Annotated in this window: 20 protein-coding genes; 12 read left to right on the top strand and 8 right to left on the bottom strand. The window is 49.7% G+C overall.

Going from position 1 to position 10,810, the window contains the following annotated elements; translation table 11 throughout:
• Positions 1-496: 496 nt before the first annotated feature.
• Entirely contained in the window at positions 497-1,240 is a 744-nt protein-coding gene (locus PKO02S_RS08375) for a FadR/GntR family transcriptional regulator (RefSeq protein ID WP_127580994.1), read from the bottom strand.
• Positions 1,241-1,403: 163 nt separating this feature from the next.
• On the opposite strand from PKO02S_RS08375, the gene PKO02S_RS08370 reads away from it, so the two are divergent.
• The 4 genes from PKO02S_RS08370 to PKO02S_RS08355 all read left to right on the top strand — a co-directional run bounded on the left by PKO02S_RS08370 (position 1,404) and on the right by PKO02S_RS08355 (position 3,377).
• Positions 1,404-2,129, top strand: coding sequence for a glycoside hydrolase domain-containing protein (locus PKO02S_RS08370; RefSeq protein WP_164821350.1), 726 nt, complete (start codon positions 1,404-1,406; stop codon positions 2,127-2,129).
• Between the two features lie 187 nt (positions 2,130-2,316).
• Positions 2,317-2,514 carry an alpha/beta-type small acid-soluble spore protein gene (locus PKO02S_RS08365; RefSeq protein ID WP_127580992.1) on the top strand — a complete coding sequence of 66 codons (198 nt, stop codon included), beginning with the start codon at positions 2,317-2,319 and terminating at the stop codon, positions 2,512-2,514.
• Positions 2,515-2,748: 234 nt separating this feature from the next.
• On the top strand, positions 2,749-3,072 hold the full coding sequence (locus tag PKO02S_RS08360; RefSeq protein WP_127580988.1) for a hypothetical protein: 324 nt from the start codon (positions 2,749-2,751) through the stop codon (positions 3,070-3,072).
• Between the two features lie 152 nt (positions 3,073-3,224).
• Positions 3,225-3,377 carry an aspartyl-phosphate phosphatase Spo0E family protein gene (locus PKO02S_RS08355; protein ID WP_246066880.1) on the top strand — a complete coding sequence of 51 codons (153 nt, stop codon included), beginning with the start codon at positions 3,225-3,227 and terminating at the stop codon, positions 3,375-3,377.
• Positions 3,378-3,447: 70 nt separating this feature from the next.
• Here the strand turns inward: PKO02S_RS08355 and PKO02S_RS08350 are convergent, their stop codons facing one another.
• Complete coding sequence (locus PKO02S_RS08350; RefSeq protein ID WP_127580985.1) at positions 3,448-3,843, bottom strand: S-Ena type endospore appendage; 396 nt, start codon at positions 3,841-3,843, stop codon at positions 3,448-3,450.
• Between the two features lie 170 nt (positions 3,844-4,013).
• Between PKO02S_RS08350 and PKO02S_RS08345 the strand changes: the two genes are divergently transcribed.
• Positions 4,014-4,433: an S-Ena type endospore appendage gene (locus PKO02S_RS08345; protein WP_127580981.1), complete on the top strand. Its 420-nt coding sequence runs from the start codon at positions 4,014-4,016 to the stop codon at positions 4,431-4,433.
• Between the two features lie 53 nt (positions 4,434-4,486).
• On the opposite strand, the gene PKO02S_RS08340 is transcribed toward PKO02S_RS08345, so the two are convergent.
• The 5 genes from PKO02S_RS08340 to PKO02S_RS08320 all read right to left on the bottom strand — a co-directional run bounded on the left by PKO02S_RS08340 (position 4,487) and on the right by PKO02S_RS08320 (position 7,843).
• The gene (locus tag PKO02S_RS08340; protein WP_127580978.1) at positions 4,487-4,879 is read right to left on the bottom strand and encodes a VOC family protein; all 393 of its coding nucleotides are present in this window, start codon (positions 4,877-4,879) and stop codon (positions 4,487-4,489) included.
• Positions 4,880-5,185: 306 nt separating this feature from the next.
• On the bottom strand, positions 5,186-6,352 hold the full coding sequence (locus PKO02S_RS08335) for a site-specific integrase (protein WP_127580975.1): 1,167 nt from the start codon (positions 6,350-6,352) through the stop codon (positions 5,186-5,188).
• Positions 6,349-6,723, bottom strand: coding sequence for a hypothetical protein (locus PKO02S_RS08330; protein ID WP_127580972.1), 375 nt, complete (start codon positions 6,721-6,723; stop codon positions 6,349-6,351). Before PKO02S_RS08330 ends, PKO02S_RS08335 begins: the two co-directional genes overlap by 4 nt.
• The gene (locus PKO02S_RS08325; RefSeq protein ID WP_127580968.1) at positions 6,716-7,324 is read right to left on the bottom strand and encodes an ImmA/IrrE family metallo-endopeptidase; all 609 of its coding nucleotides are present in this window, start codon (positions 7,322-7,324) and stop codon (positions 6,716-6,718) included. Before PKO02S_RS08325 ends, PKO02S_RS08330 begins: the two co-directional genes overlap by 8 nt.
• Positions 7,325-7,423: 99 nt before the next feature.
• On the bottom strand, positions 7,424-7,843 hold the full coding sequence (locus tag PKO02S_RS08320; protein WP_127580965.1) for a hypothetical protein: 420 nt from the start codon (positions 7,841-7,843) through the stop codon (positions 7,424-7,426).
• 159 nt (positions 7,844-8,002) lie between these two features.
• Between PKO02S_RS08320 and PKO02S_RS08315 the strand changes: the two genes are divergently transcribed.
• The 4 genes from PKO02S_RS08315 (at position 8,003) to PKO02S_RS08300 (ending at position 9,345) form a co-directional block, all read left to right on the top strand.
• Complete coding sequence (locus PKO02S_RS08315; RefSeq protein ID WP_127580962.1) at positions 8,003-8,302, top strand: hypothetical protein; 300 nt, start codon at positions 8,003-8,005, stop codon at positions 8,300-8,302.
• A 21-nt stretch (positions 8,303-8,323) separates the two neighbouring features.
• On the top strand, positions 8,324-8,614 hold the full coding sequence (locus PKO02S_RS33835) for a helix-turn-helix transcriptional regulator (protein ID WP_373865201.1): 291 nt from the start codon (positions 8,324-8,326) through the stop codon (positions 8,612-8,614).
• On the top strand, positions 8,529-8,966 hold the full coding sequence (locus tag PKO02S_RS08305) for a DUF5348 domain-containing protein (protein ID WP_127580956.1): 438 nt from the start codon (positions 8,529-8,531) through the stop codon (positions 8,964-8,966). The genes PKO02S_RS33835 and PKO02S_RS08305 overlap by 86 nt, the downstream gene beginning before the upstream one ends.
• A gap of 82 nt (positions 8,967-9,048) precedes the next feature.
• Positions 9,049-9,345, top strand: coding sequence for a hypothetical protein (locus PKO02S_RS08300; protein WP_127580953.1), 297 nt, complete (start codon positions 9,049-9,051; stop codon positions 9,343-9,345).
• Here the strand turns inward: PKO02S_RS08300 and PKO02S_RS08295 are convergent.
• A complete protein-coding gene (locus PKO02S_RS08295; protein WP_127580950.1) occupies positions 9,314-9,496 on the bottom strand; it encodes a hypothetical protein in 183 nt (60 codons plus the stop codon). The genes PKO02S_RS08300 and PKO02S_RS08295 overlap by 32 nt on opposite strands.
• Positions 9,497-9,914: 418 nt before the next feature.
• On the opposite strand from PKO02S_RS08295, the gene PKO02S_RS08290 reads away from it, so the two are divergent.
• Genes PKO02S_RS08290 through PKO02S_RS08280 form a run of 3 tightly spaced genes read left to right on the top strand, consistent with a single transcriptional unit; the run spans position 9,915 to position 10,733 of the window.
• Positions 9,915-10,163 (top strand): helix-turn-helix domain-containing protein, encoded by a 249-nt coding sequence (locus PKO02S_RS08290; RefSeq protein WP_164821349.1) that lies wholly within the window; start codon positions 9,915-9,917, stop codon positions 10,161-10,163.
• Positions 10,164-10,165: 2 nt separating this feature from the next.
• On the top strand, positions 10,166-10,441 hold the full coding sequence (locus PKO02S_RS08285; protein ID WP_127580947.1) for a hypothetical protein: 276 nt from the start codon (positions 10,166-10,168) through the stop codon (positions 10,439-10,441).
• Positions 10,434-10,733, top strand: coding sequence for an AbrB/MazE/SpoVT family DNA-binding domain-containing protein (locus tag PKO02S_RS08280; protein WP_127580943.1), 300 nt, complete (start codon positions 10,434-10,436; stop codon positions 10,731-10,733). The genes PKO02S_RS08285 and PKO02S_RS08280 overlap by 8 nt, the downstream gene beginning before the upstream one ends.
• The last annotated feature ends 77 nt before the right edge of the window (positions 10,734-10,810 follow it).

Genomic DNA, 10,810 nt, shown 5'->3' with positions numbered 1-10,810 from the left:
GCGCAACTGGCCGTTTTACGCGCCAAGTAGACCAAAAATACCCTACATCGCTCGCAACTGGCCGTTTTACGCGCCAAGTAGACCAAAAAATACCCTACATCGCGCGCAACTGACCGTTTCACGTGCCAAGTAGACCAAAATCACCCTACATCGCGCGCAACTAACCGTTTCACCCGCCAAGTAGACCAAAAACACCCTACATCGCGCGCAACATCACGCCTAACTGGTCGCTTCACCTGTATCACCACCTAAGTAGTAAACAGGGAACACGTATGATCCAGGATGGTAAGAGGAATCGGGTGCGTTGGGGCGAAAAGTGGCATGCCGGCGTCTTGCTTAGCAGAAAAAGTTAGGGTTTGCGATAAATAACGTTATGACTTCACTTTGATTGCTTCACAAGGCTGGCAGGCAGGAGGTAACAGGAAAGCTGAATTTCAGTACATCTCTTATTATCAGGTTATCAGACAACCGGAAAAATGGGAAGTGATTTTTTAGCTTACGCCTTCCCCTGTGCCTTCTCCCGCGCCTTCTTCTCCATGTACTCGCGGATTTGCCGCTCCACGTAGAGGAGGTGGGCTTCCATCTCGGCCTGCGCTCTGGCGACGTCCCGGTCCCGGATCGCTTCGTAGATCGCCTTGTGCTCCTGCCAAAACCGGCGAGTCATCTGCTTGTCCCGGTACAGCTGCAGCCGGCGGGATTCGCGAATCGTCACTTCCACCTGCGCCGAGATCGTCTCCAGCAGCTTGACCATGATCGGGTTATGGGTGGCCGTCGACAATGCGAGGTGGAACCTCATGTCCTGCTTTTCCCCGACCGCTTCCGTCCCCAGCTCGCTGTCCATATCGGCCAGAATCCGCTCCAGTTCCTCGAGATCGGCTGTCGTCCGTTTGGCGGCGGCCATTCCCGCATTCGCCATCTCCAGCGCTTTGCGCGCCTCCAGCAGCTCGAACACAGCCTCGATGCTTGTGAACAAATGCTCGAATTGCGGCAGCTCCAGCTCCCGGTCATCCATCGCCCGCACGTAGCAGCCCTCGCCTTGGCGAATCTCGATCAGGCCCATCGCCTTCAGCATGCTGAGCGCTTCCCGCATCGTCGACCGTCCGACCTGGTAGCTCTCAGTCAGCTCACGCGTGGAAGGCAGCTTCTGCCCCGGCTGCAGGCGGCCGCTCACGATTTGCTGCTTGATCTGGTCGGCGATTTCTTCGTAAATTTTGCGCGGGGCGATTCTTGTGATCTCCATGTCGGCCTCCATCCCCTGTCGAGGGTAATGGTCTCATTGTATCATAGGCACTCAGGCTCCGCACACGGATTTCACCGCCCTCACCTCCCAAGCGCCCGCGCCAAACGCCGCCCAGCTGAATATCCTGGTACCAGCAACCTGAAAGGAGGTGGATTCCTTGGCTGTGAAAGGATTTGACTGCTCCACGCCGCTCACGTACGAGAAAGCGTTGGAGTTCCGCGCAGACGGGTTTGAATTCGTATGCCGTTACCTGGTTCCGACCGGGTTCAAACGGTTGACTCCCGAAGAAGCCACAGCGATCAGCGAAGCGGGGTTAAAAATCGTATCGGTGTTCGAAACGACGGCGGATCGCGCGCTCGGGGGACGTACCGCCGGATTGGCGGACGGCGCGCTGGCCGCGCAAGTAGCCGCTCGAGTCGGGCAGCCGGAAGGAAGCGCCATCTACTATGCGGTGGACTTCGATGCGACGCCTTCGCAGATGTGGACCGTCATCGAATATCTCAAAGCTTGTGCGGAAGCGTCTCCTGCTTTTATGGCGGGCGTATACGGCTCGTACAAGGTGATGCAGGCGGTCGGACAGGCTGGGGCAAGCACGAAGTATTGGCAGACGTATGCGTGGAGTCAAGGGTTGGTAGCTGATTTCAACAACCTGTATCAGTATCAGAACGATATAGTTGTTCACGGGATCGCGATCGATCTCGATCAAGCCTACGGCGACGAAGGGTGGTGGACTACGAAGATGGCTTATCAACTATCGGCGGAAGACGCGAATAAGGTAATTGCGTTCCTCTCGGCGGCTTATGAAGCGACGACGGTGGCGGAAGCTCGTGATGAGTTCCACCGGCTGGCCAACGAGCTGCGCAAGGCGTCCGGGCAACTGGAACCTTAATAGGGTTTAATTTGCAGCTGCTTAATCCTCATGCCCTAAGGCCCGCTTTCCTGCGGGGAGCCAAGGGGCTTTTTGTCGTGCCGTTCGTTATTTCGAGTTGCGCCACAAATTACCAATTTTTCTTTTGCATAACAACTCCTCTTCCTAAAGAAAATAGCTATACCAAGTCGAAAGGAGGTGAACGACAATGGCAAACAACAACAACAACACTTACGCTGTACAAGGAGCTGGTAAAGCTCTTGACCAAATGAAGTATGAAGTTGCTAGCTCCCTGGGAGTAACTCTTGGCGGTGAAACTTCTTCCCGTCAAAACGGTTCGGTTGGTGGTCAAATCACCAAACAACTGGTACAAATCGCTGAGCAAACTCTGGCTGGCCGTCGTTAATTCGAAGACCGGTGTCAGAGACGGGTGCGAATGTTGCCCCAAACCATAATTAACATCTCCTTCAGTGCGTACAATATACATCAACAAAAAGGGGCCGGAAACGGCCTCTTTTTCCTGTCCCGTCCCGCCTTTTTCCCGATCCGCATGTACCTCGTCCGACCGACCTACATAAAATAAGGGAAAAGGAGCATCACCTTCTCTTCGAGGACCTATGCAAGGAATGGGGGCGGGCATATGCAGGACGGACAACTGTTTACTTGGGCGGCACTGCTCACGATCGGGGGCGCATCGCTGCTCACCTTCTACATCGTGCAGTACACCAAGGAGCTGGTGGATAAGCTCACTTCGCGCTGGATGAGCCTCCCGACGGACGTCTATGCCGTACTGGTGGCTTGGGCCGTGCTGCTGGCAGCTCAATTCGCTGGTGGGGCGCCGCTTGCGGACTGGCGGACCTACTTCCTGGCGTTCGCGAACGCTTTCCTCGTCGCAGCGGCGGCGAGCCAGATCCAGAACAAGTCGCTGAATCCGCCGGGCAGGGACAAGAACCGGAAGGAATGAAGGCCGGCTTGAGCGCTTGAATATAAAGTCAATTTCCAGCGATTTGTCAATGGGAATTAACGTGCGCCATATTGAATGGAAAGTCGATTCATCTTGCCCTATGATAACGTTAAGACTACATTCAGATTCTGAGGGTTAGGGAGAAGGGGCTCATGTCGGGAAGAACAACCACAGACGCAACTATGGAGACGCTTAGGCGGCAGCTGCATGAATTGGTGTTGGAGAAAAAGAGTTTGGTGGATCCGGAGGTCGTGAACCTAAGTCAGCTCTTGGACCGGGTCGTCCTGCATTACTACAAAAAATAAACGAGCGCGACGCCTCGGTTTCGAGGAGCCGCGCTTTTTTTTCGTAAGGAGCCGCCATCGGTTAGTCTCATTAATAATTCGGGCATTCCACACAGTAGTGCAGGTCCAGCAACAAATTGCCGGTACAGGCGGCACCGGGAGTAGAATCCGCCATCGCTTCAATCGTAATGGATTTCAAGTCCTCAAAGAAATACGTAACTGACCGGCCAGGGGCAATGATCACATTCGTGGCCAGAGTGCCGTCAACGAAGACCAAGGTCATCGAGGTAGTCGAGCTCGTATTCACAACCGTGAAAGATCCGTTTATGACCAGGCTTGTTGTATTCGTGAAATAAGGCAAGGGCCCGCTCGGCACCGGTTGGACAATGGGATTGCACTGCTGGATATGGACCAGTTGGTTCTCGGGCGTCGTTTTGCAGAAATTAAAAACCGCTGAGCCGGAAGTTCCGCACATATTCGCATTCACCAACCCTTCCGTCCGACTGCTACATCATATGAACCCATGTCCCACAAAGGGCTGGTCATTGTCCCAACTTTGGGGCCGGCCGGCAATTTGGTCGTTTGACTAGCAGCACAGGGCTTGGGTATCCATACAATAGGAAGGAGAAGCTTGGGGAAGGGGAGGGTGGAGGAGGGATGGCGACGCAGAAGCTGGAATGCAAAATTACGACACCGGAACGGAAAAAATGCCCTCCCAAGAAAAAGCGCGGGTCACGGAAGCTGATCTGCCTTTCGCGCTGCATGCCGATCAAGCAGCCCTGCGACACGACGGCGCGGTCTTACTTCAGCTACTTGTCCGACTCCATCCATTTCCCCTCGGGAGCCGTTACGATTCGGAACACTAGCAAAGCTTGCACGATGTTAATGACCTTGACGAATGCCGGCTGCAAGCATAAAACGATCGAGGTCGGTCCTCAGTCGTCCTTCACAGCCATTGTGGGGAATCTCATCTCCATTAAAATAGGATGCACGGGTGAGACGGGGACTGGGACGGGGACGGGAAGCGACTGTACCGGCTCGTTGGAACTGGATCTGCATTATGTTGTGGTTTATTGATCGGAAAACAGCGCGGCGCCCCATTGTCGGGTAGCCGCGCTGTTATTTTAGAATTACAGGAGATTCAGTTGCCAAGATATGCCGAATCGGTCCGCCGCCCAGCCGAACTTGCGGCTGAACCCGTAATTGTTTAGCGGCATGAGCACCTTGCCGTCCTTGGATAGCTGTTCGTACAGGTGGTTGATTTCATCCTCGGTATCGCACACGACATACAAGGAGAACGAAGGAGTAAACGTAAATCCGTGCTTCACATTGCTGTCGATGCACATGACTTCCTGTCCCTTCAGCGTGAACGTCGCTTGAAAGACGCTGCCTTCCGCTCCCGGTTGGTTGGGGCCGTAAAGCTTCATAGACGTTATCTCCGAATCCTCAATTAATGAAGTGTAGAAATTCATAGCCTCTTCCGCTTGCCCTTGAAACATTAAGAACGGGATCACCTTTTGCATTTCGATATCAGCTCCTTAGTGGATAATTGTTTAACCATATGGTTAAATATACTACAGGCTCTTCCGTTAGTCAACCGTTGGGGTGTGATGAGAAGATACTCGAGAATGAAAAACAGCGCGACGCCCCGTTGTCGGGTAGCCGCGCTGTTATTGGGGTCTTGCTATGCTGATGAGAGGAGTCGAACCTCCGACCTACGCATTACGAGTGCGTTGAAGGAGGTTTTTTAAGGTTCCTAAGGTTTCCGAAAGTCCCGTAAGATCAAGGGTTTTCGGTTTTTTGTTACCTTAAGTTTCCCTAAGTTTCCGTTACGGCGTTAGAAGTTTTGTTAGAAGTCTTTCCCCAAGAATCGAATCCCCGATGTTCTTCAAAACAGCCTCTTGTAAGTTCGGCAGGACGTGTGAATAGGTGTCCAATGTTACATTGATACTTGAATGGCCGAGTCGTTCTTGGACGATTTTTGGGTGTACGCCGCGCTTCAGAAGGATCGTTGCGTGGGTGTGACGGAGATCATGGAAACGAACCTTAGGTACCGCGTGATGCTCGTGGATGATTTTGAGGATTTTATAATAATTGCGCATTAAGTTGCGGGGATTTACCGGGGTGCCGAAACCACTCTGGGCAACAAGGCCATGATCCTGATACAGCTTTCGATTCCTCATGTGATGTTCATTCTGATTAGCCTTATGTTGTTTTAGAAATTCTACTGTTTCAGGGAACAAAGCAATCGAACGCACACTCTTTTCCGTCTTGGTGTCACTCATTTCATGACCCGACTCGCCCTTCGTGTATGCCTGACGAACTGAAATCCTTCCGGCTTGGAGGTCGACATCTTTCCAACGCAACCCTAGGATCTCACTTTGCCGCATCCCAGTCGAGGCTGCTAATTCGAAGATGATGAAGTATTGGTCCTTAATGGCTTCATCCAGAAAAAGCTTCAACTGTTCTTCGTCCCATACTTCGAACTTCTCGGCCTTCCCCTGAGGGAGTTTCACCACGGCAGCCATGTTATATGGAATCTTCCGCCATTCAACGGCTCTATTCAGTGCATCCATAACCAGAACATGAAGCTTCCGAATTGATGCCGCGGCGATGCCTTTTTTCTTGAACAAGATTTCGTGGTACAGATCTCGGAGATGCTTCGGTTCCAGCTTCATCAGCTTTATGTGGCCTAAGTGGGGAATTAAGTGCATGTTCACCAGCCAGGCGTATGATTTCCACGTCCCCGGCCGGACCTCGCTCTTTTTCTCTTGCAGCCAAGTGGCCATTAGAGATCCGAATGTGTCGTCAGTAGGCTCCACGAAAGTTCCGTGATTAATCGAGCTGAGGATATCGGGGAGGACTTTCTCCGCATCCTTTTTCCGGTCATATCCCCCTGGCATCCACTTCAAGATCCGTTTCTTCGATACTTCGTCTTTCCCCATATTGATGACGATATAGTACCGATTGCCTTTCTTCGCAATATGACCTTTCATGACAGTTCACTCCATTCATAGTAAGGTGCAAGATTCATTTGGAGCACTTCTTCTATGTCGCACATCCGGATCATAAAGTTAACCGGCATCTCATTCGTTGCATCCCAAATGTTGTTACGATCCTTTAATCGGGTTAAATGAACTCCGAAGGTATTGGGTTTATCGAAGTTAACAGTTAAATCCTCAAGCAGGACAGTATACCCAAATGTGTCGTGGTACTCTTCGCTCATATGACGCTGAAAAGGTGCATTGATTGGTATGTAGAATGATTGCTTGTCCCATTTGACCTCATGAATCCTAAAACTGATAACCATTGTGAATGGCTTGATCCGGTCATCCTGAAAATCATAATAGACTTTTACTTTAGCCAAGATTGTTAACTCCTTTCGCGGAAACCTGTCTATGTAATTGGGCAAGTATGCGCCTGGTTTCAGGGCTATAGTCATACTCGATCGGGACGGGCTTCGCATTCAAGTCTTGGTCAAACTTAAATTGCTGAATTCGACGCTCGATCTGTTTTATTCGTTTTTCTACAAACGGAATCGGAAGCTTAAATTCTTCTGAAAGCACCTTTGTATATGTGGTTCGGTTCTCAATGTATTTGAATTCTTCAAGAAGGAAGGCTGGCATAGCAGCGTATAACTGAAAATGTGATGCTTGTCTCTCTTGGAGCTGGTTGAAACTTTCAGGAAGAGTGTTTTGATCACCGACATGAAGGAGGTGATGCCCGAGTTCATGAAAAAAGTTCAATCGCAATGTTGTTTCGTTAGCGTATGCATTCAGGTAGATGAGAGCAAAGTCATCATCATAATAAATCCTTGTTTCGTCTTTCGTCATTCGGATAGTGGCATTAAAGATATTGGCAATCTTCTCGAGATCGTCCATGTCAGAGGCGTAGTGTACCCCGTTGGCTTGGTATTCCTTTGTAATTCTCTTTTCGTAATCGAACGGATGATAATATTTCAAATCCATGTGAACAACTCCTTGGGATGGGAATGTATGTTCGGTTTTTATTTGAAAAGAAAAGCCCAAATAAGAGAGGGCTTTAATCTTTGTTCTTCAATTGTTTGTTCAGTTGCTCTTGCCCTTTTCCTTCTGAAATTCCTCTTTAAGGCGCTTAAATAACTCAATATCCTCTTTAAGCCTTCGAGCAACTTCAGGCGTGAGCTCGTGCTTCACACCGCCCAGATAGGCGACGTTGATGTTAGGGTCGATCTCAACTTCAGTTTTTTTTGATCCTTGAAGTTGATCTTCCTTTTCATTTTCGAGATACCCTGCAGCCGTCATCAAGTCTTCACGGGACACGTTATTATAGGCACGATCGGCTAACTTTCCAATAATAATAGCGCTTGGGGGACTATCTATTAAACAGCGCATTAGTCTTGAAATGTACCCAGGGTCAACTTCTGCGTCTGCGCCAAATTTATTTATTGAACGCTTTCCCTTAGCTTGTTCGAGAAATTTCGCGAAGGCCACCTTATCAAAATTCACGTTTATCCACCCCAAGTATTATCTTACATTAGCCATTGTCCACAGGCAATGCGTTGAAAGAAAATTTCATTGCACACAGACAATATTTTTAATTGACTATTGTCTGTGGACATGATATATTTTCATTGTCAGCAGACAATGGAAGGTGGTGAGTTTCAATTGAAGGTTAATACTAATCAGCTCGTCAACTTAGCCAGTTCTGAAGGATGGAGCATCCCGCAGCTCGCTGTTAATCTAGGAGTGGATTACTCTTATCTGCATCGTGTGTTGAAAGGTAAGAAGAACGGGGGTGGTAAGTTGTTTAATGGCATCTATCGCTTGTGTAAGGACAAGGGATTAGATGTAGAGGGATATATTTTTTTAGATAAGTCGTTGTTTGTAAACAATGAAAGTGGTCTGCGGCGTAACCAACTCGGGGTAACGCAGCAACAACTTGCAAAAGGTATTCAAGCCCAGTGATCCATTTTCAAAGAACAGGAGGTGCGGAAATTGCTAACGGCCGAATCGACTCCAACAAGTGAAGTTCTTACCGTTCCCGAAATGGCCAAACGTCTTAGCATCGGTAAACGATCAGCTTATGAAATGATCGAAACGCCTGGATTCCCTCATTACAAGCTGGGAGAGAGGCAGACTCGCGTAATTTGGAGCGAGGTCATTGATTGGATGAGGAGAGGAGAAAAACCCAATGATGAATCAATTGAAGGCCGAGCTGACAAGGCTGGCCGCTCAGATCAAGCCGCTCGAGAAGAAGATCGACGAACTCGAAGATGATTGGCAGAAACACATCGATAAGAAAAACCCAAACGATCAGTTCGAGCTTAATACGGTTCTACATGCAGGCCGGCTATTATATGAAATCCGAAAATCGATTGAAAACATGAACGCGAAGGTCGTTGCAGAAGGAACACTGTTCCGAAATGCTGCAGGCCGCTTTGAAATGAAGGGTGGCAACTATTACACATCTGGTTCGCCAATCGAGTTTCTTCTGGTAGACGAGGATGGCGAGGGCGCTTGGATTGCATCGCGGGTTGAGCATAGCCAGGATTACTACATCGTTTCAAATCCAAGGGTGAAAATGGATGGCTTGCGAGTGAGGGTACGGGAAAGGAAATTTGATTGGTAAGAGGGCAAGCCCTCTGACAATGGACAAGTAGTGGAGGTGATCACCTTGAACGAACAGCGAGTACGCGAGGGAGGTGAACGATTTGACCAAAGACCAGATACAGATTCTCGTAGCTCAGTTAGCGGGTCTTAATCAACATGAATGGTTGAGAATCAAGCAGCAAGTAGATATGATCTATAGTTCCAAAGTCGCCAAGATTGAGCTTGACGACTTGGTTGTACTACAGAGGAACCTTGAAGTGGAATTTAAACTTCGACGATTTGGAGATACATCTGACGGCGACGTGAGGCTGGATAGATTGGTCGAGAAGGCAAAGAAATACAGCGCAGAGTTAGATGCAAGAGAGGCTAATCTTGAATCTCCTTCAAGACAAGACTAACTGCTTCAATGGTCATGCTACCGATCAGAACAGCAAGTAATTCTTCGTTATTTATATTCTGTCGACGCATCAATTCTCGATGTTTCAGTAGTGTACGTTCCATCATTGTTTCCTGTAATCGAGTAATTTGATCTTCTGTCAAAAGCTTCACAAACACTCCTCCTTCCTGATCGAAACTGGTGAGTCTGGACAACTACCATTATTCGACAGTAAGCGAGGCAACTCCTTGGGAACAGATCAGCGTAGGAGGTGAAAATTGGAAATGAGTATCCACCTGTCAGATGTGAAGGAAATCCGGGATACAAAAAGCATAGCGGAAGTCAATGGCTTGTTGGAGCAAGGCTGGGTTTTGTACAGCATGAACTTGGAAAAAGGCACCTTCTTGTTAATGCGGTGTTAAGGGAGGGGCCCGCCGCCGGGGATGGTGACAGCGGGCATACAGCGAGGCAAGCAGGAGCAGCAAGCGGGGCGGTATTGCGAGGCATCAGGGCCTTACCTACATAGTACAGCAGCAACCGGCACCCTTACTATTCCGATTTGGAATAACGGGGGGAGGTGAACAAAGGAACGTGAAGTTTGGGGCCATCATGCAAGCATGCCGTGAGAGAGCGGGGCTGAGTCAGGAGCAGCTAGCGGACAAGCTCCATCGAACACAGGCTTGCATATCGAAATATGAGAATGACCATAAAATCCCGGATGTGCCGACGCTGGTTAAATGGGCGGAAGCGACCGGGGCACGGGAAGTAGTTGTCGCGTTCATCTACGGTATGGACGGGCTAACGATGATTCAATCCTTATTACGAATAGCGGGGGTATGAGTATGAGCGAGAAGCAATTGATTGAGCAAGCCCGACAAGCGGCCAAGAACGCTAAGCATAACTTGAAGTGGATCCGGGATCATCCGGAGCGGATCATGCCAGGCAAGAAGGTTGCCATGGTACAGCACTTGGAAATTCTGATTAGCTTTTCTAAAGAAGAACGCAAAAACGCCCGGCGTGCAGGCCGGACGCGGTTGAGAAAACGGCTAAGTGATCTCGTTGTGGCTATTTTAACACAAACGGGCGTTCCCGTGAAGGAGGCAAAACGCAATGCTTAAATCGACAGGTGTTGTCCGTAGAGTGGACGAGCTGGGACGGATCGTACTCCCGATGGAGCTTCGCCGGACGCTTGGGATTGAAGAGAAGGACCAAATGGAAATTTACGTTGACGGGGACCGTATCATGCTCCGCAAATACAAACCCGGCTGTGTGTTTTGCGGTGGTGCTGATATTAAAATCGCCGGCATGGAGGGTGGGAAGCTGATCTGCCGGTCATGCACAACCAAAATCATCAACGCGAATATTCAGGTCGATCTGCAACCCGGCAGCGGTCCCATCCCCGTGAAATAGTTTGGCCGATATCTGGTGAGGGCGTGAGGTATCACGCCTTCGGAGATGCCGATCAAGCTTGTTGGACAAGGAGGCCA

The organism is Paenibacillus koleovorans NBRC 103111 (genome assembly GCF_004000845.1).
Lineage (GTDB): Bacteria > Bacillota > Bacilli > Paenibacillales > NBRC-103111 > Paenibacillus_AA > Paenibacillus_AA koleovorans.
This window is presented reverse-complemented; position numbering and strand designations above follow the sequence as displayed.